The sequence below is a fragment of the Mesorhizobium sp. M7A.F.Ca.US.011.01.1.1 genome (assembly GCF_003998295.1).
GTDB lineage: Bacteria > Pseudomonadota > Alphaproteobacteria > Rhizobiales > Rhizobiaceae > Mesorhizobium.
The window spans coordinates 94,244-116,737 of the sequence record NZ_RZRT01000015.1 but is presented as its reverse complement, the minus strand read 5'-3'; the positions used below and the strand labels follow the sequence as shown (position 1 = coordinate 116,737).

18 protein-coding genes and 1 pseudogene are annotated in these 22,494 nt (G+C 63.1%); 3 read left to right on the top strand and 16 right to left on the bottom strand.

Going from position 1 to position 22,494, the window contains the following annotated elements; all coding sequences use genetic code 11:
• Positions 1-1,034: 1,034 nt before the first annotated feature.
• The 4 genes from EOA13_RS16950 to EOA13_RS16930 form a co-directional block, all read right to left on the bottom strand.
• Positions 1,035-1,697, bottom strand: coding sequence for an SMC-Scp complex subunit ScpB (locus tag EOA13_RS16950; RefSeq protein WP_063169436.1), 663 nt, complete (start codon positions 1,695-1,697; stop codon positions 1,035-1,037).
• A gap of 2 nt (positions 1,698-1,699) precedes the next feature.
• Positions 1,700-2,656 (bottom strand): DUF1403 family protein, encoded by a 957-nt coding sequence (locus EOA13_RS16945; RefSeq protein WP_063169437.1) that lies wholly within the window; start codon positions 2,654-2,656, stop codon positions 1,700-1,702.
• A gap of 1,282 nt (positions 2,657-3,938) precedes the next feature.
• Positions 3,939-4,538 (bottom strand): NADPH-dependent F420 reductase, encoded by a 600-nt coding sequence (locus EOA13_RS16935; RefSeq protein WP_127294240.1) that lies wholly within the window; start codon positions 4,536-4,538, stop codon positions 3,939-3,941.
• A 72-nt stretch (positions 4,539-4,610) separates the two neighbouring features.
• Positions 4,611-5,345, bottom strand: a complete 735-nt coding sequence (locus EOA13_RS16930; protein ID WP_127294238.1) for an SDR family oxidoreductase — start codon at positions 5,343-5,345, stop codon at positions 4,611-4,613.
• Positions 5,346-5,621: 276 nt separating this feature from the next.
• Here EOA13_RS16930 and EOA13_RS16925 point away from each other — a divergent pair.
• Positions 5,622-6,517, top strand: a pseudogene (locus EOA13_RS16925) (LysR family transcriptional regulator).
• Between the two features lie 260 nt (positions 6,518-6,777).
• On the opposite strand, the gene recQ reads toward EOA13_RS16925, so the two are convergent.
• Together recQ and EOA13_RS38770 are read right to left on the bottom strand one after the other, a co-directional pair.
• Complete coding sequence (gene recQ, locus EOA13_RS16920) at positions 6,778-8,619, bottom strand: DNA helicase RecQ (protein WP_127294236.1); 1,842 nt, start codon at positions 8,617-8,619, stop codon at positions 6,778-6,780.
• Positions 8,619-9,074 (bottom strand): sulfotransferase, encoded by a 456-nt coding sequence (locus EOA13_RS38770; RefSeq protein WP_245490402.1) that lies wholly within the window; start codon positions 9,072-9,074, stop codon positions 8,619-8,621. The genes recQ and EOA13_RS38770 overlap by 1 nt, the downstream gene beginning before the upstream one ends.
• A gap of 648 nt (positions 9,075-9,722) precedes the next feature.
• Between EOA13_RS38770 and EOA13_RS16910 the strand changes: the two genes are divergently transcribed.
• Positions 9,723-11,144 carry a coniferyl aldehyde dehydrogenase gene (locus EOA13_RS16910; protein ID WP_127294234.1) on the top strand — a complete coding sequence of 474 codons (1,422 nt, stop codon included), beginning with the start codon at positions 9,723-9,725 and terminating at the stop codon, positions 11,142-11,144.
• A 288-nt stretch (positions 11,145-11,432) separates the two neighbouring features.
• Here EOA13_RS16910 and EOA13_RS16905 read toward each other — a convergent pair whose 3' ends face one another.
• The 8 genes from EOA13_RS16905 to uxaC all read right to left on the bottom strand — a co-directional run bounded on the left by EOA13_RS16905 (position 11,433) and on the right by uxaC (position 18,629).
• Positions 11,433-11,768: a cupin domain-containing protein gene (locus EOA13_RS16905; RefSeq protein ID WP_127294232.1), complete on the bottom strand. Its 336-nt coding sequence runs from the start codon at positions 11,766-11,768 to the stop codon at positions 11,433-11,435.
• A 67-nt stretch (positions 11,769-11,835) separates the two neighbouring features.
• On the bottom strand, positions 11,836-12,594 hold the full coding sequence (kduD, locus tag EOA13_RS16900) for a 2-dehydro-3-deoxy-D-gluconate 5-dehydrogenase KduD (protein ID WP_127294231.1): 759 nt from the start codon (positions 12,592-12,594) through the stop codon (positions 11,836-11,838).
• Positions 12,591-13,442, bottom strand: coding sequence for a 5-dehydro-4-deoxy-D-glucuronate isomerase (gene kduI / locus EOA13_RS16895; RefSeq protein ID WP_127294229.1), 852 nt, complete (start codon positions 13,440-13,442; stop codon positions 12,591-12,593). Before kduI ends, kduD begins: the two co-directional genes overlap by 4 nt.
• A 23-nt stretch (positions 13,443-13,465) precedes the next feature.
• On the bottom strand, positions 13,466-14,239 hold the full coding sequence (locus EOA13_RS16890) for a FadR/GntR family transcriptional regulator (protein ID WP_127294227.1): 774 nt from the start codon (positions 14,237-14,239) through the stop codon (positions 13,466-13,468).
• A gap of 101 nt (positions 14,240-14,340) precedes the next feature.
• Complete coding sequence (locus EOA13_RS16885; RefSeq protein ID WP_127294225.1) at positions 14,341-15,621, bottom strand: TRAP transporter large permease; 1,281 nt, start codon at positions 15,619-15,621, stop codon at positions 14,341-14,343.
• A complete protein-coding gene (locus EOA13_RS16880; RefSeq protein WP_127261423.1) occupies positions 15,621-16,148 on the bottom strand; it encodes a TRAP transporter small permease in 528 nt (175 codons plus the stop codon). Before EOA13_RS16880 ends, EOA13_RS16885 begins: the two co-directional genes overlap by 1 nt.
• Before the next feature lie 57 nt (positions 16,149-16,205).
• Entirely contained in the window at positions 16,206-17,183 is a 978-nt protein-coding gene (locus EOA13_RS16875) for a TRAP transporter substrate-binding protein (RefSeq protein ID WP_127294223.1), read from the bottom strand.
• Positions 17,184-17,216: 33 nt separating this feature from the next.
• The gene (uxaC, locus tag EOA13_RS16870; RefSeq protein ID WP_164780112.1) at positions 17,217-18,629 is read right to left on the bottom strand and encodes a glucuronate isomerase; all 1,413 of its coding nucleotides are present in this window, start codon (positions 18,627-18,629) and stop codon (positions 17,217-17,219) included.
• Between the two features lie 143 nt (positions 18,630-18,772).
• Here uxaC and EOA13_RS16865 point away from each other — a divergent pair, with 143 nt between their 5' ends.
• Entirely contained in the window at positions 18,773-20,293 is a 1,521-nt protein-coding gene (locus tag EOA13_RS16865) for a mannitol dehydrogenase family protein (protein ID WP_127294219.1), read from the top strand.
• Between the two features lie 52 nt (positions 20,294-20,345).
• Here EOA13_RS16865 and EOA13_RS16860 read toward each other — a convergent pair whose 3' ends face one another.
• Positions 20,346-20,753 (bottom strand): F0F1 ATP synthase subunit epsilon, encoded by a 408-nt coding sequence (locus EOA13_RS16860; protein ID WP_127294217.1) that lies wholly within the window; start codon positions 20,751-20,753, stop codon positions 20,346-20,348.
• Between the two features lie 113 nt (positions 20,754-20,866).
• Positions 20,867-22,474, bottom strand: a complete 1,608-nt coding sequence (gene atpD / locus EOA13_RS16855) for a F0F1 ATP synthase subunit beta (RefSeq protein ID WP_023811758.1) — start codon at positions 22,472-22,474, stop codon at positions 20,867-20,869.
• Positions 22,475-22,494: the final 20 nt, after the last annotated feature.

The window sequence follows — 22,494 nt, the reverse complement described above, 5'->3', positions numbered from 1 at the left end:
ACGCAGCGGTGTGAGACGGGCATTCTTGTGGATGTTCATTCGGACCCTCCGATGGATGCTGAAGCGTGGTAACTCCAGTCTCCTCGGTCCGGTCCGAATGGACAACCTCTCGAAAGCTCACACCTAGAACTCCTCTTGAAAGCGTATCTAGCTTCAAAGGGCGTGTCGAAACGCGGTCTCCGGCTCGGCTTCGGTCACAAGATCGAGGACATTTACGAAGCCGCAGTGGCCCTAGGAATGCCGCCGATTGGGAACGTGAAGATGATTGCCAACAACCTTGACCTGATGAATTCTCAGCAAGATTTTAGGTACCCGTCGGGGTACAAGCTGAATGTCCCGCCGCCGAGCTTCTGCCGAGAAACGTATAACGCTCTCCACACAGCGATCGAGCCGAGGATCCCCACCGAGGTACTGAAAGCCAACCTCAAATTTCATTGGGATTTTCGGGGGAAGACTGTCATTTGGAAGGACGAATAGCCCGAGGATGATCTTCCCCATCTACGTTGGCGTTCTTATGGCGCTGCTGTCAGCATCCGCCATTGGCGGTGGCGGCAAGGCGATCTTGTTGGGATGGCCGCCTCGCTGACAATGGCCGGGATGGGCACTCGCCGGCTGGCTAGGTTCTTAGCAGGCCATAGCCGGCTGTCTGGTGGAGATCGTCTTTCAGGGCTTTGATCGTCTGTGAAAGGTCGCGAACCTTGTCCATCAGCGTCTGAATGGTCGCCCCGATGGGCTGGATCTTAACGCCTCAATCGTCGCGAGAAGCTCAAGGTAGACGTGGTTCAATTGAACTTTCTCCCTTCGAGAGCTCTCAATGGTGATCGACATGTGCGACCAGGCTCGATCAATTGCCTGTTCGCTTATCCTTCATCGACAAGCGGACGCGTGCCGCCACCTCCCTTCCGTCACGCGAAGGACCCAGCCGGCGAGACCAGACGGCGTGCGTGGCGCAATCTTCTATGTGACGAGCGGCGAGATCGCGTGTGTCCCGCCGTGATGGGATCATCTATTCGTCGAGCGCGGCGCTGGCGCCATCATCGTCGATATCTGCAAACCCTGGGATGATCCAGCAGCTTCTCCTTCGACAGCAGCCCGGCGTCCTCGAGCGCCTCGAAATCCGGCAGCTGGCGCAGCGTGTCGAGCCCGAACTGCGACAGAAAAGTTTTGGTCGTCACATAGGTGTAGGGCGCGCCCGGCTGCGGGCTGCGCGGCCCCGAGGCGACCAGCTGCTCAGCGCGCAGCACGCCGATCAGGTCACGTGACACCTCCTTGCCGAAAAAGCTCGACAGCTCGCCACGGGTGATCGGCTGGAAATAGGCAATGCACATCAAGACAAGCGCCTCCGCCTGCGACAGTTCTTTTGCTCCCTCGCCCGCTGCCGTGCCGAAGGCTGCGTGAATGGCGTCGCCAAAAACCTTTTTGGTCCGGTGCTGCCAGCCGCCGGCGACCGCGACCAGCTCGTAAGGGCGGCCGGCGAGTTCGGCGCGAATGTCGTCGATGATCAGCTCGATATTGCAGTTTTTTCCCACCACCCGCGCGAGGACACTACGTGTCACCGGTTCATTTGCCGCAAAGATCACCGCTTCGACGCGGGCCATCCATTCGCACCAGCGCAGCTCCGGCGGCAGATGTTCCAGTTCGGTGTCGAGCAGCGCCGGCTGATCGTTTGGCTTGCGGCGGGCGGACGCTTCGCTCATCGCTACAGCCCGAACAGCCGGAATGTGGGGCGGCCGGAGAGCTCGCGCACGACCTCCAGTTGCTGCAGCCGTTCGAACAGCCGTCGCGATGCAAAGCGCGACAGATTGTCCGTCGTCAGCGATCCGGACACGGCGTCTTCACTGAGCAGCAGAAAGATTACGTCGCCGGCGCCTTTGGCGCGCAGTTTCGGCGCCACCGCCAGGAGTTTTTCGGCCCGGCGCGACAGCTCGGCGGCCAACCGACAAGCGTCCGCGGCGGCCGCGACGAGCGCGATGCAAACCGCCCGCTCAAAATTCTTGTCCCCGGGCCGGATGCGCCGGCCACCGCCGGCCTCGGTGCGGAAAGATGGTCCAAAACCCTGCGCCATTAGGAGCGGCAGGGGCTGCGGCCAGCCCAGGCGTTGCGCCAGTACCAGGTCGGCGAGCCACCAGCCAAAGACTTCGGCATCGGGACGCATGGCGACGACCTCAGCGGCGATCGCCGCGGCGTCGAATGGCGCCGACCGCTGGGATACCCCGAGTTTTTCGATCTGCGTGCAAAGGTCGGCGAGCGCGGCGCCGTCCCAATGGAGGCCAAGCTGGTCGAGTATCTTCCCGAGCCGGCCGGGCGTAGCGGCGGGCGGCTGCCTGGCCAACTGCCGCCAGGCGCCAAAGACGGCGCCTGCGGGACCGGGGTCAGCACGTAGGGGACGCAAATGCCAGGCATCGCGCAAGGCGGCCGCATCCTCGGCGCGGCCGGCGAGCCGCATGCTGGAGGCGGCGCAGCGAACCGCCAGCCGCTGCCGCCAAGCGCCGGCCCAGGCTGCCTGCGCGCGGGCGAGCGTGTCGAGGGCACCCAGGGCGGCGCCGGCCCGGAAGGCGGCGTCGCCGTCACTCGGCGCGCCGGCGCTTGTGATCGCCCACGCGGGAACGGAGGGCGGCGCAGAGGAGCTGGCGGTCGCGGGATCGAGGCGAATCATAATTTGGAGAGTAAAGTGCCGGTGCGCTTTTCGCCATGATTTTCGTGCCAAAACGCACAGCCTGTCGGATCAGCACAACGACTGATAGTGTTGCATTATCAATCTCTTCACGAGTTCGTCCCTGCTAAGCCATTTGGCCAACAAGTAAGTCTCGACAGGGCACCTTTTTGCGCAGCCGGACGAAACTCCGTTCGGAAATGTGCCGGCTCGCGGCGTAGGAGCCTGCTCAGGTTCAGATGTCATGAAGGCATCTAACGCCCGATCTGCCGCGCAACTTCGGTCCCATATTCATTGCCGACGGGGTATCTGAGGGCGACGTTTTTTGCGGGTTTTTCCTGGTCGGCTTTGGAGGTGATGCTGGCGCCGATTGTCACAGGCTACTTCACTATCTGTTCCTTGACCGATGAGATCTTTTGCGCTGCGGCGCTCCCGTCTTTGCTGTGGGTCACCTTCTGACCCAAGCCCCAACGTACACACGCGGGAGTGTCCTACAAGCCATCGGTTTCGACAGATCGGATGGATTGGGCAGGCGAGCCCAAAAGCTGCGAGCTTAGAGCGGTTATAAATCGTAGTTGTAGCTGTGTAACAAACTGTGTAACAAAAAGCGCGAAAAGACTAGTATTTTCAGTATCATAGAGGTGAAAGGGAATCCCTCCCTCTCCGCCATTTAGCCCAAGAACCTGACATCTCCTGGGCTGCTAGCCGCCTGCCGCATATCGCGCGCATATCGCGCAGCCAGCAGGACAAAGCCGCCCGAGTCGGGACACTATGGCCTTAGCGGAGGCCGTAGAGCTTCGGCGATGGGCAGGCCCATTCGCAATCTCCGCACATGGCTTTCTGTCCGCAAGCGCAGCCATGTCGCTGTGAATTTGCCAGCCGGTTTAGCCCAAATGGGGGAAGTAGCCCGGCCCAAGATCTCGTAATGGTTGGTTCGCCCAGCCAGTTAGGAGACCACTATGCGCAAAGCCTCTCTCGCCGTCACAGTCGCCGGCACGGCCCTCTTCAGTCTTTCCACTGTCGCATCGGCATGCGTGTCGATGGACGGCAACTTCGTCGCAAACAACTGCAATTATCGCGTCGTGGGGTAACTTCCAAAAAACGCGATGCCGGCTGGGACGTCAGCTATTGCAATTACGATTCATGGGTGGCCGGCACATGTCGGCCGAAGGATCCCAGGCAGATGTAAGCCGCTTTCAAGCACGTCACTTTGCTCGCTCGGCTCGTTGCTGACGATGAGGCCGGCGTCGAACACCGGCCACTCTGTCGGTGCACGATAAATCCGTTACTGCTCCTTCTTGAACAGGTCCTGGAAGATCAGCTGGCCCCAAGTGCGGCCGCGTGCGTGCACCAGTGCGCCACCCTCGTTGAGCTTCCCCAGCTTGACCGGTGCGAACCCGAGTTGTTTGGCCAAGGCCGCCACGGGAGCGATCGCGTCCTCGTCGTCGCTCGACAGAAAGACGACCCGGTGGCCGCCCTCGACGACCGGATCGGCAGCCAGGGTGGCCGCAATCAGGTGATTGAAGCCTTTGACCAACTTGGCGCCGGTGAACGCCTTTGCGACGAAGGCGGAGGACGGCAGACCGTCCAGCTCTTCAGGCACTGGAAACACGTTCGTCGCGTCGATGATCGTCTTGCCTTCCCAGCTTGACAGCGCCTTCGCGACATCTGGGTGCGACTCGAAACGAACCGCCAGAAAGACGATGTCCGCCTTGATCGCTTCCGCCAGCGTTTTGGGGATAATCGTGGGTCCGATCGCGGCCGCATCGGCTGCAAAGCTTTCCGGGTCGCGCGTGGTTGCCACGGACACTTCGATGCCGTTGCGGGCAAACGCCTTGGCAAGAGCGTGGCCGATCTTGCCGAAGCCAATAATTGCATAGCTCATGTATATTCTCCTTCAGTTTGCCACGCCCTGCGGGCCCGGAATATCGAATGGAATGAACGGCGGGGCGTAGCGTCAGATTTGCGCCAGGCCGCCGTCGACGGCGACCTCGCTGGCGGTCATGAAGCTGCTGTCCGATGACGCGAGAAAGGCAGCCGCCGCTCCAATCTCCGCCGGATCGGCCATGCGCTGGAGCGGGTTCATCGAGGCAAAGGCCTTCAAGCCCTCCTCCCCTATCGCTGCCTTCGCGAGTTCGGTCGCTGTCGGCCCGGGCGACAGCACGTTTACCCGGATGCCGGTGCCCTTCAGATCCTCGGCCCAGCTCCGCGCAAGATTGCGCACGGCCGCCTTGCTCGCGCTGTAGACGCTGAATGCGGGGGCGCCCGTGGTGCCGGCGCTCGATCCGGTCAGGATGATCGAACCGCCCTCGCCCATCAGCGGCAGCGCCTTCTGGACCGTGAAGATCGTACCCTTCACATTGGTGTCGAAGGTTTCGTCAATGTGCTCGGCGGTGATCTCGCCGAGCGGAAGCAGGCCTCCCGCCCCGGCATTGGCGAAGACGATGTCGAGGGTTCCGCGCTCGGCCTTCACCGCTGCGTAGAGCCGGTCGAGGTCGGCCTCGTTGGAAACCGAGCCTTTCACCGCGCGGGCATTAGGCCCGAGGTCGGCCACGGCGGCTTCTAGCGCTTCCTGCCGGCGGCCGAAGATGAAGACGAAGGCGCCCTCCTCGATGAAGCGCTTCGCTGCGGCACGACCGATGCCGGTGGCGCCGCCCGTAATAACCGCAACCTTACCGTCTAGTTTTCCCATAACTCAATCCTTCCAGGCTCTGTCTTTGGTCGTTCGGGTACGCCCCGAGAACCTCTAGATGGGCCCGTCAGGGTCACGCGGTGAGTGCGGAAGCGCGCACATCGGTGGTGCAAAATCGATCCGCTTTCAGGACTGACGCCAGCCGTGACGATCCGTGTCCGCCATTCGGAATTGCGCCGCCCCTGTCGACATAAGCTATGATGTCCCGCCCGTACTGCTGTAGCATGCGTTAGATACGGGCTTTGGAAGGCGCACCGCGCGGTGCCGGATTGCACCATGATCGACTGGGATGACATTCGCTACTTTCTTGCCGTCGCGCGCGGAGGCTCGGTGCGGGCGGCCGGCGCGCAGCTCGGGGTGAATCACTCGACCGTGCTGCGACGCGTCGCCCAGCTCGAGGAACGCCTCGGAGCGCACATGTTCGAAAAGCTGCCTTCGGGCTACCGCCTGACGGCTGCGGGCGAGGAAGTCCTCGATCTCGCGAACCAGATGGAAGCATCGTCGCACCAGCTGGAGACGCGCGTCTTCGGGCGCGACCAGGGTGTGCGCGGGCTTCTGCGGGTGACGCTGGCACCGCCCCTCGCGACACACCTGCTCATGCCGGACTTCGCCGATTTCGCGCGTCTGCACCGGACATCGAGATGGAAATCCTGTCGTCCGGCGAGCTGGCAAATCTGACCAACCGAGAGGCCGACGTCGCGATCCGCGTCGTCTACGACCGCAAAACCCTGCCGCTCAATCTTCACGGCCTGAAGGGACCGGAGGTGTTCGGCGGCGTCTACATGTCCCGCGATCGCCTGGCCGCGTGGCGTGCGGGCGCGCCTGATCCCATCCGCTGGATCGTCATAAGCGTTCATGGAATTCCAGAGTGGGCCAGCGCGGGTGAGGTTCGCACCGCGGGGGTTCCATTCAGGACCACGGACGCCGAGGCGCAGATCGTTGCCGTACGGCAAGGTCTCGGGATCACGACACTGCCGTGCTTCGTCGGAGATGCCGACCCCCTGCTGGTGAGGGTGCCGGGCACCGACCTGCACATGTACGGAACGCTCTGGCTTCTCACACAGGGGGAGACACGCAAGACGAAGCGCGTGCGGCTCTTCACGGAGTTCGTATCCCGCAGGCTCGCCGCCTACGCTCCGCTTTTCACGGGACTGTCCATATCGCGCGACTGACGCCCGGCGGGTCGACGCTGCGGTGGATAAGCGGACAGCGGCACCTATTGCGGTTGCAGATGCTCAGCCATGAAGTCGATGAACGCCTCAGTCTGGGCCTGATCTGTCGACTGGCCGGCCAGAGAACATTGAACTGATCGGTCTCGGCGGGGGCATGGGCGGTGGAGGAATGGGCGGCGACGCAACAGGAGGTCTCGGAACGGATGCCTTCTCCGAAGATCCCTATGCTTCAGGGCGCGTGACCAGTCGCTGATCTGACCTCAGGCCGAACCATCGGATTGGTGCTCGGCAATCGCACTCAGAAAAACCTGGCCGAACTCCTTCAGCTTTGCCGCCCCAACCCCATTCACTTCAGCGAAGGCGTCGAGGTCGTTTGGGCGGCGCTCTGCCATGTCGATCAGGGTGCGATCGGAAAACACCACATAGGCCGGCACCTGGCGCTCCTTGGCGAGCCGCAGTCGCAAGGTCTTCAGCGCGGCCAGCAGCCCGGTGTCCACATCCGATTGCCCGAAATCCTGCCCGGAGCGCGTCTTGCCGCGCAAGGCGCGGCTGCGCACCTCGACACGATAATGGAACGGCACCTCGCCACGGCCAAGCGCCTGGCCCTTTTCGGCGATGGCGAGCCCGCCATGGCCGGCCGGATCCGGGATCAGGAACCCGCCGGCGACGAGTTGCCGGATCAGCGACAGCCAAAAATCCTTCTTGTGCGCCAGCCCGCTGCCGAAGCTGGCAAGTCTCTGGTGGTTCCTGGCCAGCACCTTCTCGGTTTCATGGCCGAGCAGAATGTCAATGACATGGCCGGCACCGAAGCGTTCGCCACTCTGGGCGATGGCTGCCAGGATGATCCGCGCCTCCGCTCCGCCATCGGCGCGCGGCGCCTGGTCGAGGCAGGTGTCGCAATTGCCGCAAGGCTGCGCTTCCTCGCCGAAATAGCCGAGCAGCACCTGGCGGCGGCACTGCGCCGTCTCGCAATAGCCGATCAGCGTGTCGAGCCGGCCATGCGAGCGCCTCTTGTGCTCGGGCGGCGCATCCTCGTCGTCGATGAACATCCGGCGCATGCGGATATCGCCAAGGCCGAACAGCATATGCGCCTCGGCGTCCCGCCCATCGCGGCCGGCGCGGCCGATCTCCTGGTAGTAGGCCTCCAGGCTGCCCGGCATGTCGGTGTGGAAGACATAGGCGACATCAGGTTTGTCAATGCCCATGCCGAAAGCGATGGTCGCCACCATGACGACGCCTGAAAGGGTCATGAAGCTGTTCTGGTTGGCGTCTCGCGCCTCCTTGCTCATGCCGGCATGATAGGCGAGCGCGGTGACGCCGTTCTTCTCGAGGAAGGCCGCCATCTCCTCCGTCTTCTTGCGCGATAGGCAGTAGACGATGCCGCTGCGGCCGGGATGGCGCTCGACGAAGCGCAGCAATTGCCGCTTGCTGTCCTGCTTGGCCTCGATGGCAAGCTTGATGTTCGGCCGGTCGAAGCCCAGCACCAGGGTCTCGACGCGCTCGGCAAATAGCCGGGATTCGATGTCGGTGCGCGTGCCTTCGTCCGCCGTTGCCGTCAGCGCGATGATCGGCACGTTGGGAAAGATGCCGCGCAGACGCGACAGGTCCTCGTATTCGCGCCGGAACGCCGGCCCCCATTGCGAGATGCAATGCGCCTCGTCGACGGCGATCAGGCTGACATCGAGCCTGGCCAGCGCCTCGAGCATCCGCTCGGTCATCAGCCGCTCCGGCGCGAGATAGAGCAGGCGCGTCTGGCCTGAGGCGACGCGACGCCATGCGGCGATATTGGCATCGCGGTCGATCGAGGAATTGATCGTATCGGCAGCCACGCCGGCGAGCCGCAAGGCGGCGACCTGATCCTGCATCAGCGCCACCAACGGCGAAACGACAATGGTGAGCCCGCCCAGGACCAGCGCCGGCACTTGGTAGCAGAGCGATTTGCCCGCACCTGTCGGCATGACGGCCAGCACATGACGCCCAGCCAGCAGCGCGTCCATGACATCGGCCTGGCCGGGGCGAAAATCATCGAAGCCGAACACGTCTTTCAGCACGCGCCGCTTGGGATCTCGCTCTTCTGTCGCGACGGCCGCTGGTGCCTGCATCACCGCGCGTCCACGGTCGGCGTGCTTATTGGCATGTCATAGCCGAACGCGGCGCAGAAACGCTGGACGCGGACGAGAAATGCCGGAGGCAGGCCGCCGAGATAGGTCCTGAATTCTTCATTCCGTTCCCATTTTCTCAACGAAGCCACCCGGATCGGATTGTCCGGATCCTCGCTGAAACGAATGCGCGGTGTCAGTCCGAACGACTGCGCGATTCTGTCCTGCTGCGCATCGGGCTCGCCGATCATGTCTTCGTAGCGGACAAAGAGGATCTGTCGGTGCGGTTGTGCCTTCTTCAGCCGGATCAGCGCGTCGTATTCGGCCAGCCAGCGATGCGGCGTGACGTGGAACCGACGCTCGTTGCGTGTTTGCGGATGCGAACTTGTCAGCGTGTCGAATGGATGGCGCACACAATAGATCAAGCCGATGGAGGGAGGGAGCTTCGCCAGATGCATTCCGGCCGATCCAACATGTCCAGCATTGTGTATCGCGCTTCGGGCGGATGGACGAAAATATCCTCGAAACACCTCATCAGCCGCTGTGTCAGCGTCGTCCCGCTGCGCGCGCAGCCCGAAATGTAAATTCTGTTGGCGGGCGTCGCACGTGCGTATGTGCGTCTTTGCATGCGCTGTTTCAGAGACAGCGGCACGAACCGCAGAAACTCCCGCATAACCCTTCGCGCGGCCGCTCCAAACGCAGCCTCAAGCCTGCGCGCGCCCTTCATCCGCAATTCCGCTGGCGCAATGCGGCAACCCGATCTTGCATCAGGGCCACCCGGGACGAAACGCGCCGCCTGCGGGCCACGGCCAAGATGCTCATCGCCGATGCCTGCATCAGGCAGACACCGGGCTGCAATTTCGTGGATTGGAGAGGATGTGCAAACCGATCAAAACGACTCTCCGCATGGGCACCTTGCCTTAGCGCAGCTGACACCGGACCACAACCAGAACAAGCCGGCACAAGGAAAGCCTGCGGCGCGAACGCGGAAGCTGCGGATCGATCCAAGGCTCGCCGCAGCACCTTCCCTTGCGAGACCTGCACCCCCGCTGGATTCCTTCACGCACCACGATGTAAGCTCGGCCCGACAAGTCAGGGAGGGCGCGATGCTGCAGGCCAGACAGGATGCTCTCGGCGAGCGGTTTCGGTTGCAGCGTGCTGCCTTCGAGGCGCAGCCTTTCCCCAACTTTGGCATCCGCAAGGATCGCCTGAAACGCCTGTTGGCGTTGACCGAGCGGCATGAGGCCGAGATCTGCGCGGCCATCGACGCCGACTTTGGCGGCCGTTCCGCGCATGAGACGCGGCTTGCGGAACTGTTCGTCGTACGCGCCGGCATCCGCCACGCGCTGTCGCATCTCAGGGGCTGGATGCGGGAGCGTCGCGTTGCCACCACCATGCCGTTCCTGCCCGGCCGGAATCGCCTCGTCCCGCAGCCGCTCGGGGTCGTGGGCATCGTGTCGCCCTGGAACTATCCTTTCCAGCTCGCCGTCGCGCCGGTCACGGCGGCACTCGCGGCCGGCAATCGCGTGCTTATAAAACCTTCCGAATTGACGCCGGCATTTTCAGCGCTGCTGGCCAAACTCGTTGCCGAGCATTTCGCACCCGATGAGCTCAGCGTCATCAGCGGCGACGCGGAGATGGGAAAGGCCTTCGTGTCGATGCCTTTCGATCATTTGCTGTTCACCGGCTCGACCGCGGTCGGACGCCAGGTCGCGATCGCCGCGGCAGCCAACCTGACCCCGGTCACGCTCGAACTCGGCGGCAAGTCGCCGGCAATCTTCGATCCATCCTGCGACCTCGACGCGGCAGTATCCAGCACTGCCTACGGCAAGCTGTTGAATGCCGGGCAGACCTGTATCGCGCCGGATTATCTTCTGGTGCCAAAGGGGCAAGCAGACGCGGTCGCCGCCAAGCTCGCAACGGCGATCGCGAAGCTCTACCCGACCCTGCGCGACAACCCCGATTATACCGCCATCATCAGCGACCGGCACCACCAGCGCCTGCGCGACATGGTCACTGAAGCGCGTGATGCCGGCGCCGCTGTCACCGAAATCAACCCGGCCGGCGAAGAGTTCGGCGCCACCAGCCGGAAGTTGCTGCCGACCCTGGTCCGAAACGCCGCCTCGAACCTGCGGCTGATGCGCGAAGAGATTTTTGGCCCGCTGCTGCCGATCATCGAATATGCCGGGATCGACGAGGCGATCGACCATGTCAATCGGGAGGACCGGCCGCTGGCGCTCTACTGGTTCGGAAATCACAGCGGCAATCGTCGACGCATCCTGCACGAGACAATTGCCGGCGGCGTCACCATCAACGACTGCATGCTGCATCTGGTACAGGAAAACCAGCCCTTCGGCGGGGTCGGCGCCAGCGGCATGGGCGCCTATCACGGCGAATGGGGATTTCGGACCTTCAGCAAGGAGAAACCGGTTTTCATGCAGTCGCGGCTGAGCGCGGGAAGCCTGCTGCGCCCACCCTACGGCAAGGCGTTCGAACGGCTTTTCAGCCTCCTGCGTCACATCACCTGACCGAGCGAGCCTCCGGTTCGTCGTGCCCACGCAACCCCCGGCGCATTAAGACTATCTTCACCACGGTGCGGCAGGGTCCTCATCCTGCGGTGATGTCTTGAGTACCGCGGCGCCACAAGCGCCCAGGCAACAGACCCGCGCCTCTTTCTGGGGTGCGGGTCATTCCCGCTCGATCTCTTATCCTCGCTAGAGCAATTCTAGGAAAAGTGTGAAGCGGTTTTCCGTCTAGGATTGCATCAAAACAAGGAGTTAGAGCAGCTCGCCGTTTCCGTGAAACGGTGAAATGCTCTAGCCGAGGAAATCGGCCCGGTGCGGCGTGAAGCTGTCGACCAGCCGCCCCGCTTCGAGCGCCTTGACGCCGTGCACCAGGCCCGACGGCACGATGAAGCTCCCGCCCGTCCCAACGATCTCGCTCCGGCCGTCGATGGTCACCTCGAAGCTGCCCTCGGCGACATAGCTTGCCTGGACGTGTGGGTGCGAATGCAGGGCGCCGACGCCACCCCTGTCGAAGCCGAATTCGACCAGCATCAACTCGTCGGTGTGCAGGAGAACGCGTCGCTTGTTGCCGTCCGGGGTCGGCGTCCAGGCGCCCTCGCCGGCATGCGCAAAAATCTTTGCGGTCATCGTCATCTCCTCAGAGCAATTCCAGGAAAAGTGTGAAACGGTTTTCCGTCCGGAATTGGGTCAAAACCTAGCGCACCAGCCAGCCGCCATCCACCGGCACCACCGCTCCATGCATGTAGTTCGACGCCGGCGCCAGCAGGAAGACGGCGGCGTCGCCAATGTCATCCGCCTCGCCCCAGCGGCCAGCCGGAATACGCGCCAGGATGGCGGCGCTGCGGTCGGGATCGGCGCGCAGCGCCTGCGTGTTGTTGGTCTCGATATAGCCCGGCGCGATGGCGTTGACGTTGACGCCTTTTTGCGCCCATTCGCAGGCGAGCAGACGCGTGATGCCGAGCACACCGTGCTTCGAGGCAGTGTAGGACGCAACGCGGATGCCACCCTGAAAGCTCAACACGGAGGCAATGTTGACGATCTTGCCTTTCCGCTCACCGGCCAAGGCACGCCTTGCAAAGCTTTGGCAGAGCAAGAAAACCGTCTTCAGGTTAACGTCCATGACGTCGTCCCAATCGGCCTCGCTGAGATCGACGGCATCGGCGCGGCGGATGATGCCGGCATTGTTGACCAGCCCGTCGAGCGGACCGCTTTCGTCCCAGATCCGGTCGAGCAACGGGCCGGCGGCCGAAATGTCGGAGAGGTCGGCGCTCACCGCTTCGAATTGCCCGCCCATCGCGGCGATCTTGTCTGCCGTATCGTCCATCGACGAGCGGCCGACGCCGACCACCGCGCCCCCGGCGCGTGCGACGCACACGGCGATGCCTTGGCCGATGCCTGTGTTGGCGCCGGTGACCAGGATACGTTTTCCGGCAAGGCTGAAGGGGTCGCTCACCGCAGATCGCCCAACGCCACCGGGTCGACATCGGTATAGTCGACATTGTCGCCGGCCATCGCCCAGATGAAAGCATAGTTGGAGGTGCCGGCGCCGGAGTGGATCGACCATCCCGGCGACAGCACCGCCTCCTCATTGCCCATGACGATATGGCGCGTCTCGTCAGGCTCGCCCATGAAATGGAAGACGCGCGCCGTTTCGGCCAGGTCGAAATAGAGATAGGCCTCCATGCGCCGGTCATGCACATGGCATGGCATGGTGTTCCACACCGATCCTGAAGCCAACTGAGTCATGCCGACCACCAACTGGCAGGTCTTCACGCCCTCGGCATGGATGAACTGGAAGATCGAACGCTCGTTGCACGTGTCCTTGCTGCCGAGATCGAGGCGCTTGGCGTCGCCGATGCGGATCAGCCGGCTGGGCCAGGCCTGGTGCGCCGGCGCGCTGAGCAGATAGAATTTAGCCGGCGCGGTCTTGTCCACCGAGGCGAAGGACACGTCGGTGGTGCCCATGCCGAGATAGAGCATGTCGCGCGCCTGCAATTCGAAAGACTGGCCGCCGGCCGTGATGACGCCCGCGCCGCCGATGTTGACGGCGATCAGCTCGCGACGGTCGAGAAAGTTCTTCGTGCCGGTCGGCTTGATCGCTTCCAGCGGCAGCGGTGCGCCAGTCGGCACGGCGCCACCAACGATCATGCGGTCGTAATGAGTGTAGGTCAGGCTGATGCGGCCGGGCTGGAACAGGCCGTCAATGTGGAAATTGTGACGCAGCTCATCGGTGCCCATTGCCGCGGCGGCAGCCGGGTCAATGGCAAATCGCGAGGTGTAGTCGGTATGGCTCTGGTTCATTGTCGGTCCTGACTTGAAACGGGTCATTCGCCGGCGGCGGCCTTGACCGAACTGGAATAAAAAGCCTGACGTGCATGCAGCCGCTCGCGGTAACGCTGCTGGCTGGCGGTGAGGTGTGCGCGCATCGCCTCGCGCGCGGCCTCGGCATCGCCAGAGGTAATGGCGTTGAGGATCACCAGATGCTCGCGCTGGAGCCCGCGCTGATAGCTGTCGGATTGCGCCAGTTCGGTCGACCAGGGCGAAGTCACGTCGCACGGGATGGCGCGCCGGCCGAGCACGTCGAGCATCTCGACATAGAAGGGGTTGCTGGTTGCGCTGGCGATGGCGCGATGGAAGGCGAGGTCGGCCGGACCGGTCGGCTCGCTGGCAAGCAGCAGCCGCTCGAATTCGAAGAAGGCTTCCTGGATCGCCGCCTCCTGCGCGGCGTTGCGACGGATGGCGGCGAGCCCGGCCGATTCGATCTCGATCGCCAGCCGCACTTCGAGCACGTTGAGTGCGATCGAATCCTTGCTGCCCATGTCGGCGGCCAGCGCGCCGAACATTGTCGAGATGTGCTCTGTGACGAAGACGCCGGCGCCCTGGCGCGGTTCGACCAGCCCGTCGGCGGCAAGCTTGGCCAGCGCCTCGCGGATGACGGTGCGGCTGACGCCGAAGGTTTCGGTCAGCTGGCCTTCGGTCGGCAATTTGTGGCCGGGCTGAATCTCGCCCGCCTGCAGCTGCCTGCGGATCGCCGCGACGACGGTTTCCGACAGCTTGGGTTTTCTCTCGACCTTGAGGTCGGCGGATGCAGCGGGCACTTGATGGTCTCCTAAAGCAATTCCAGGAGTCTGAAACGGTTTTCCGTCCGGAATTGCGTCAAAACAAGGGGTTAGAGCAGTTCTCCGTTTCGTGAACTGCTCTAGTGGAACAGGCTCGGTAGCCACAATGAGATTTCCGGTATGTAGGTGACAAGCATCAGCACGACGAAAGCCGCGCCGTAGAATGGCCAGATCGAGCGCATCGCCGTCCAGATCGGGATCCGTCCGATGGCGCAGCTGACGAACAGCACCGCCCCCACTGGCGGCGTGCACAGGCCGATGCCGAGATTGAGGATAAGGATGACGCCGAAATGCACGGGGTCTACGCCATAGGCCATCACCACGGGCAGGAAGATCGGCGTGGTGATGATGATCAGTGGCGACATATCCATGAACGTGCCGAGGATAAGCAGCACCACATTGATCATCAGCAGGATGACCAGCTTGTTGTCGGATACGGACTGCAGGAAGGCGACGAGCGCGGCGGGGACCCTGAGATAGGCTAGCAGCCAGCCAAAGGCAGCAGCACAGCCGATGATCATCAGCACCATTGCCGTCGTGCGCACGGCCGCCGTTGTCGCAGCGACGAAGTCGTTCCAGCTCATCGAGCGGTAGATGATAAGCGTCACCAGGAAGGCGTAGACGATGGCGATGCACGAGCTCTCAGTGGCCGTGAAGACGCCGGAGCGGACGCCGCCGAAGATAATGCCGATCAGGACCAGCCCCGGAATTGCGGCGACAAGCAGTTGCAAGGCGCGGCCGAAGCCGGCGAACGGCTCGATTGGGTAGCCGCGACGGCTGGCAACCCAATAGGCTGTGATCATGAGAGACAACGCCAGCAGCAGGCCGGGTATGACGCCGGCGGTGAACAGGTCGGCGATCGAGATGCGGCCGCCGGCCGAGATGGAATAGATGATCATGTTGTGCGAGGGCGGGATCAGCAGCGCAATGATGGCGCCGACGGAGGTGATGTTGACGGCATAGTCGACGCCGTAGCCGCGCGCCTTCATCTGCGGGATCATCAGCCCGCCGACCGCCGAAGCATCGGCCACCGCCGATCCGGAAATGCCGCCGAACATGGTCGAGGCAGCGATGTTGACCTGCCCCAGCCCGCCGCGCAAGTGACCGACTAGGGAACCGGCAAGCGCCACCAGCCTGGCGGCGATACCGCCGCGCACCATCAGATCGCCGGCGAAGATGAAGAACGGGATGGCCATCAGCGAAAACACGCTGACGCCGGAGTTGAGACGCTGGAACACCACAAGCGGCGGCAGACCCAGCACCAGAACCGTCGCGAAGCTGGCGACGCCGAGACAGAACGCGATCGGTGTGCCGATGATCAGCAAGAAGACGAAGGTGCCGAACAGGACCGTCAGTGCCATCAAAGACCCTCCTCGCCCGTGGCGTACTGATCGGCATCGACCGGCAGTCCGGCAAACCGCCCGGCCAGCCGCTCAAGCGAAAACAGACAGACAAGCGCGCCGCCCAGGATCACCGGCAGGAAACCGACGCCGCCCGGAAAAGCCAGAGACGGCATCACCGTATTCCAGGTCAGTCTGGCAAGCTGGACACCGTAGACGATCATGCCGGCGCCGAAGGCGAGCACGACGATGTCCGAAACGCTGCGCAGCACCGCCTTGGCGGCGGGCGGCAGGAAATAGAGCAACACATCGAAACCCAGATGGGTGCGCTCGCGGACACCGACCGCTGCCCCCAGGAAGATGAACCAACCCATCAAAAGCACCGAGAAGGGCTCCGTCCAGCTTGGCGAACTGTTGAGCACATAACGCGAAAATACCTGCCAGAAGATGATCACCGTCATCAGGGTCAGCCCGATGCCGCTGACCCACAGCGCAAGCCTCGCCAACCGTGACAGCAGTCGCTCTATTGCGAGCCAAAATGGTTTCATATGCACGCCTCCCCCGGAGGATGGCGCGGACATCGCGCCATCATTTACCAGAACGGACTACTCGGTCGCTTGGATGCGCGCGGCGAGATCTTTCAACTCGGGGGTCGAGAGATATTTCTCGTAGACCGGCTTCATCGCATCGATCAGTGGCTGCTTGTCGATCTCGCTGACCTTGACGCCGGCTTTCTCGACGATGTCGCGCGACTTTTTCTCCTGTGCGTCCCACAATTCGCGCATCTTGACGACGCTGTCCTTGGCCGCCTGCCGCACGATCGCCTGGTCTTCCGGCGTGAGCTTGTCCCAGCTCGCCTTCGACATCACCAGCACTTCCGGAACGATCTGGTGCTGATCCATGGTGTAGTGCTTGGCGACCTCATAGTGCTTGGCGGATTCGAAGCTCGGCCAGTTGTTCTCGGCGCCGTCGATGACACCGGTCTGTAAGGCCGAATAGACTTCGCCATAGGCCATCGGCGTGGCATTGGCGCCCAGCGCATTGACCATGTCGACGAACACGTCGGACTGGATGACACGGAATTTCATGCCCTTCATGTCGGCCATCGAAGCGATGTCCTTCTTGGTGTTGTAGAAGGAGCGGGCGCCGGAATCGTAGAAGGCGAGGCCGACGAGGTCGTGCGCCTCGAAAGCCTTCAGGATCTCGTCACCGATCGGCCCATCCATCACATGACGCATATGGTCGACCGATCGGAACATGTACGGCAGGGACGGAACCGCCGTTTCCGGCACGACGCCGTTGAACGGCCCCATCGAGACGCGATTGAGGTCGATGACGCCGGCCTGGGTCTGTTCGATCGTGTCCTTTTCCTCTCCGAGCTGCGCCGAATGGTAGACCTCGACCGAATAGCGGCCATTAGTGCGCTGCTTGATCAGGTCGCCCATGTATTTGACCGCCTCGACGGTCGGATAGCCGTCGGGATGGGTATCCGATGACCTCAGCACGGTGTCGGCATTGGCAATGCCGACCAGCAGTGAGCCGAAGGCGAATGTGGCTGCCGTCAATTTCGAAAGATGCAACATAACTTCCTCCCTTTTAAAATCGTAGCGCCCGGCTCAGAGCCGATACGCCTTTTTCGCCAGCGTATAGGTCAGTTCCCGCGCCAGCTCATGCGCCTCGTCCTCGCGCAGCCTGTGCTCGGCGACGAGACGCGCCAGGAACGCGCAGTCGACCCGCCGCGCCACATCGTGACGCGCCGGGATCGAGGGAAAGGCACGGGTGTCGTCGTTGAAACCGACGGTGTTGTAGAAGCCGGCCGTCTCGGTGGTCATCTCGCGGAAGCGCCGCATGCCTTCCGGGCTGTCGTGGAACCACCATGCCGGCCCAAGCTTCAGCGCCGGGTAGACACCGGCCAGCGGCGCCAGCTCGCGCGCATAGCTGGTCTCGTCGAGCGTGAACAGGATGACGGTGAGGTCGCGCTCCAGCCCGACGCAGTCGAGCAGCGGCTTCAGCGCCGTCACATAGTCGGTCCTGGTCGGGATATCGAAACCCTTGTCGCGGCCGAATTTTTGGAAGATTGCGGGCGAATGGTTGCGCCAGGAGCCGGGATGGATCTGCAGGACCAGCCCATCGTCGAGGCTCATCTTGGCCATCTCGGTGAGCATCTGGGCGCGGAACAGTTTTCGCTCGCGCTCGTCGTCGGAACCACGGCGAACCCGATTGAACAGCTCTTGCGCCGCCGCATCCGAAAGATTGGCGGTCTCGGCCGTCGGATGGCCATGATCCGACGAGGTCGCGCCAAAGCTCTTGAAGAAGGCGCGCCGCTGGCGATGCGCGTCGAGATAGCCTGCCCAGCTGCCGGTGTCGCAGCCGGTGATCTCGCCGAGCCGGTCGAGATTGGTTGAAAACTCTTCGAAATCGGGATCGACGACCGCATCTGGTCGATAGGCGGTGATAACGCGGCCCTGCCAGCCGCTGTCGCGGATCATCTGGTGCCATTTGAGATCGTCGAGCGCGCCTTCCGTGGTCGCGATGACCTCGATGTTGAAACGCTCGAACAGCGCGCGCGGGCGAAAATTCTCCCACTGCAGCAGCGTTGCAATCGTGTCGTAGTGGCGGTCGGCCGTCGCGGCGGTCAGCGGTTCGTCGATGCCGAACAGATCGGCAAGTACGTGGTCGAACCACAGCCGGGTCGGTGTGCCCCGAAACAGATAATAGTGCTCGGCAAAGCGCCGCCAGATCGTCCGGCCGTCGGTTTCGACAGGCGCGCCGTCCAGCGTAGCGACGCCGAGATCCTCGAGGCGGACGCCCTGGCTGAACAGCATGCGGAAGATGTAGTGATCCGGGACGATGAGCAGTTGCGCCGGATCCGGGAATGGCTCGTTCAGCGCATACCAGCGCGGATCGGTGTGGCCATGCGGGCTGACAAGGGGCAGGTCCTTGATCCCGGCATAGAGATCACGGGCAATCGCGCGCGAATGCGCCTCGGCGGGAAACAGCAGATCCGCATGGGTCAGTGTCACGGTCATCCTCCCAAGGCCACTATCGGTAGGGGCGGCAAGAAATAATGTCAACATACAAAAATCCCACTGTTGTATGATGACTTTTCGACCCATTGTGTGGCAGGAAATCGAGTGTTACGCCGCTTTGCCGATCCCTGCCGAGGCCACTCATGTCATCCGACCAGACCAGTCGCACCACGACGACCGAACGCCTTTCCACGAAGACGGTGCGCGCACTGCCGGCTTCGATCGCGACACCTGCGTATGATCGCAGCTGCGTCGTCCCGGGCATCGTGCACCTTGGTGTCGGCGCCTTCCACCGCGCCCATCAGGCAGCCTATGTCGACGATTGCCTGGCGGCAGGCGACGCGGATTGGGGCATAACAGGCGTTTCGCTGCGCAGCACCGACACGCGCGACGCTCTCACGCCGCAGGACGGGCTCTACACGCTGGCGATCAGAAGCAGTGGAACCGAAAGGCTTCAGGTCATCGGTTCGATCGGTGTGATGCTGGTGGCGCCGGAGGATCCCAGGGCGGTGCTGGTCGCGCTGACCGATCCGCGCACCCGCATCGTCACGTTGACGATCACTGAAAAGGCCTATCTGAGGGCGGCAGGCGGCGGATTGGACGCCGCACATCCCGATATCGCCCATGATCTGGCCAATCCCCGGATGCCGAAGACAGCGCATGGTTTTCTGACCGAGGCGCTTGCCCGGCGACGCGCCGCCGGCACGCCGCCCTTCACTGTCCTGTGTTGCGACAATTTGCCGGCCAACGGCGCCACGCTGCACCGGCTGTTGGTCGAATTCGCCCAGTTGCGAGATGCCGGGCTCGCGCAATCGAGCGATGTCGGAATTGCCGACCACATCGCACAACAAGTCGCGTTTCCCTCCAGCATGGTCGATCGCATCGTGCCCGCAACCACTGACGCCGATCGGGTGCGGATCGCTGAAGAACTCGGCGTCGAGGATGCCTGGCCCGTGATGACCGAGCCGTTTTGTCAGTGGGTGGTCGAAGATAAGTTCCCGACTGGCCGGCCCGCGTGGGAACAATTCGGCGTCACCATGGTTCGCGATGTCGGCCCGTTCGAGGACATGAAGCTCAGGCTGCTCAACGGCTCGCATTCGGCCATCGCCTATCTTGGCCTGCTCAGCGGTCATGCCACCGTCGACCGCGCCTTCGCCGACCCGGCGATCCGGCAATTCGTTGATGCATTGTGGGCCGAAGCCATCCCGACCCTGCCCGAGGATGCCGGATTGGACACGAGCGCCTATACTGCGGAGCTCGCGGAGCGTTTTTCCAACACTGCACTTGCCCATCGCACGGCGCAGATCGCCAATGACGGCAGCCAGAAACTGCCGCAGCGCATCATCGCTTCCGCCATCGAATGCCTCGAAGCCGGCACCGAGCTGGTCCATCTCACGTTGGTACTGGCTGCCTGGATCGCTGCTTGCGCCGCGCGAGGAAAAACCTTGCCGGCGGGGCATTTCACCGATCCGCTCGACGCGGCGCTGACGGCACTTTTGAGCGAGCAGCTGCCGGCCAACGAAACCGTGACCGCGGTGTTCGACCTGGCCGGCTTCGCCAGGGACCATGCCGAGCGGCAGACGTTGATCGAACTCGTGGCTGTCCATCTCGTCCACCTGCGGCGCGATGGTCCGACCCTGGCCTTCGCAGCCTTGGGCATCTAAACAAAAAAGCGAGGCAAGGCCCCGCTTTTTACTCTTTTATCGAAACCGCATTTCACGCCGGCAGGATGGCGCCTTCCAGCGTGGTGAGCTGGCTAAGGAACTGTTCCGCCTTGCTGCGAGCCTCGTCGTCCTTGGCATCATTGGCGTCTTCCTTGGCTTCCTGGATGCGGCGCGCGAGATCGGCGCGGTCGACATCCTTCACCGCGACAGCCGATTCCGCCAGCAGCGTGCAGCCGGCCGGAACGATGTCGGCGAAGCCGCCGAACACCACATAGCGCTCTTCGCCGCCCGCCGCGGTCTTCACCGTGACGACGCCCGGCTTGATCGTGGTCATGACCGGAGCGTGATGCGCCATGACGGTCATCTCGCCTTCGGCGCCGGGAATTACGACGGATTCGACCTGCTCGGAAACGAGCAGACGCTCCGGCGAGACCAGTTCGAACTTGAAAGCTTCAGCCATGATCAATTTAGTGAGTAGGGAATAGGAACTAGGCAGTAGTAAGTGGCCCTAACCGGTCCACATTACGCAGCTGCTATTCCCCACTCACTACTGACTACTCCCTATTCCCTAAATTAAGCCGCTTCAGCCGCGAGGCGCTGTGCCTTCTCGACCGCTTCCTCGATGCCGCCGACCATGTAGAAGGCGGCTTCCGGAAGGTGATCGTAGTCGCCGTTGCAGAGGCCCTTGAAGCCCTTGATGGTGTCGGCGAGATCGACCAGCTTGCCCGGCGCGCCGGTGAACACTTCGGCGACGAAGAAGGGCTGCGACAGGAAGCGCTCGATCTTGCGGGCGCGGGCCACGGTCTGCTTGTCTTCTTCCGACAGCTCGTCCATGCCCAGGATGGCGATGATGTCCTGCAGCGACTTGTAGCGCTGGAGGATCGACTGCACCTGGCGCGCGACGCCATAGTGCTCGTCGCCGACGACCAGCGGGTCGAGCATGCGCGAGGTCGAATCCAACGGATCGACCGCCGGATAGATGCCCTTTTCGGCGATGGCGCGGTTCAGCGTCGTGGTCGCGTCAAGGTGGGCGAACGAGGTCGCCGGCGCCGGATCGGTCAAGTCGTCGGCGGGCACGTAGATGGCCTGCACGGACGTGATCGAGCCCTTGGTGGTGGTGGTGATGCGTTCCTGCAGCGCGCCCATGTCGGTGGCGAGCGTCGGCTGATAGCCGACGGCCGACGGGATGCGGCCGAGCAGAGCCGACACTTCCGAGCCAGCCTGGGTGAAACGGAAGATGTTGTCGACGAAGAACAGCACGTCCTGGCCCTGGTCGCGGAAATATTCCGCAACCGTCAGGCCGGTCAGGCCGACGCGGGCGCGCGCGCCCGGCGGCTCGTTCATCTGGCCATAGACGAGTGCCGCCTTGGAGCCTTCGCCGCCGCCCTTCTTGTTGACGCCGGATTCGATGAACTCATGATAGAGATCGTTGCCTTCGCGGGTGCGCTCGCCAACGCCGGCGAACACCGAATAGCCGCCATGCGCCTTGGCGATGTTGTTGATCAGTTCCTGGATCAGCACGGTCTTGCCGACGCCGGCGCCGCCGAACAGGCCGATCTTGCCGCCCTTGGCGTAGGGCGCCAGCAGGTCGAGCACCTTGATGCCGGTGATCAGGATCTGGGCTTCCGTCGACTGCTCGACATAGGTCGGAGCCGGCTGGTGGATGGAGCGCATTTCGGTTGCGTCGACCGGGCCTTCTTCGTCGACCGGCTCGCCGATGACGTTGATGATGCGGCCGAGCATGCCCGGGCCGACCGGCACGGTGATCGGCGCACCGGTGTCGCGCACTTCCTGACCGCGAACCAGACCTTCGGTCGAGTCCATGGCGATGCAGCGCACGGTGTTTTCACCCAGGTGCTGGGCGACTTCGAGCACGAGGCGATTGCCGACATTGGTCGTCTCGAGCGCGTTCAGGATCGCCGGCAGGTGATCGCCGAACTGCACGTCGACAACGGCGCCGATGACCTGGCGGACCTTGCCGGCAACGCCGGTTGCCTTGCTGGCCACTGCCGATGTCTTGGCAGCGGCGGCCTTCGCCGGTGCTGCTGCCTTGGCCGGGGCAGCCTTCGCGGCTGCTGCTGGAGCCTTTGCCGCCTTCACGGGGGCTGCGGTTTTCGCGGCTGCTGCCTTGGGGGCTGCCGTCTTGGATGTCGCCTTCTGGGGGGTCGCTGCTTTCGCCATCGTCTTTACCCTTTTTCGTC

What these genes read in the sequence shown, in the direction of transcription:
- EOA13_RS16950 (WP_063169436.1), bottom strand. Translation starts at nt 1,697, where the DNA reads ATGAGCGAAGCGTCCGCCCGCCGCAAGCCAAACGATCAGCCGGCGCTG.
- EOA13_RS16945 (WP_063169437.1), bottom strand. Translation starts at nt 2,656, where the DNA reads ATGATTCGCCTCGATCCCGCGACCGCCAGCTCCTCTGCGCCGCCCTCC.
- EOA13_RS16935 (WP_127294240.1), bottom strand. Translation starts at nt 4,538, where the DNA reads ATGAGCTATGCAATTATTGGCTTCGGCAAGATCGGCCACGCTCTTGCC.
- EOA13_RS16930 (WP_127294238.1), bottom strand. Translation starts at nt 5,345, where the DNA reads ATGGGAAAACTAGACGGTAAGGTTGCGGTTATTACGGGCGGCGCCACC.
- recQ (WP_127294236.1), bottom strand. Translation starts at nt 8,619, where the DNA reads ATGCAGGCACCAGCGGCCGTCGCGACAGAAGAGCGAGATCCCAAGCGG.
- EOA13_RS38770 (WP_245490402.1), bottom strand. Translation starts at nt 9,074, where the DNA reads ATGCATCTGGCGAAGCTCCCTCCCTCCATCGGCTTGATCTATTGTGTG.
- EOA13_RS16910 (WP_127294234.1), top strand. Translation starts at nt 9,723, where the DNA reads ATGCTGCAGGCCAGACAGGATGCTCTCGGCGAGCGGTTTCGGTTGCAG.
- EOA13_RS16905 (WP_127294232.1), bottom strand. Translation starts at nt 11,768, where the DNA reads ATGACCGCAAAGATTTTTGCGCATGCCGGCGAGGGCGCCTGGACGCCG.
- kduI (WP_127294229.1), bottom strand. Translation starts at nt 13,442, where the DNA reads ATGAACCAGAGCCATACCGACTACACCTCGCGATTTGCCATTGACCCG.
- EOA13_RS16885 (WP_127294225.1), bottom strand. Translation starts at nt 15,621, where the DNA reads ATGGCACTGACGGTCCTGTTCGGCACCTTCGTCTTCTTGCTGATCATC.
- EOA13_RS16880 (WP_127261423.1), bottom strand. Translation starts at nt 16,148, where the DNA reads ATGAAACCATTTTGGCTCGCAATAGAGCGACTGCTGTCACGGTTGGCG.
- EOA13_RS16875 (WP_127294223.1), bottom strand. Translation starts at nt 17,183, where the DNA reads ATGTTGCATCTTTCGAAATTGACGGCAGCCACATTCGCCTTCGGCTCA.
- uxaC (WP_164780112.1), bottom strand. Translation starts at nt 18,629, where the DNA reads ATGACCGTGACACTGACCCATGCGGATCTGCTGTTTCCCGCCGAGGCG.
- EOA13_RS16865 (WP_127294219.1), top strand. Translation starts at nt 18,773, where the DNA reads ATGTCATCCGACCAGACCAGTCGCACCACGACGACCGAACGCCTTTCC.
- EOA13_RS16860 (WP_127294217.1), bottom strand. Translation starts at nt 20,753, where the DNA reads ATGGCTGAAGCTTTCAAGTTCGAACTGGTCTCGCCGGAGCGTCTGCTC.
- atpD (WP_023811758.1), bottom strand. Translation starts at nt 22,474, where the DNA reads ATGGCGAAAGCAGCGACCCCCCAGAAGGCGACATCCAAGACGGCAGCC.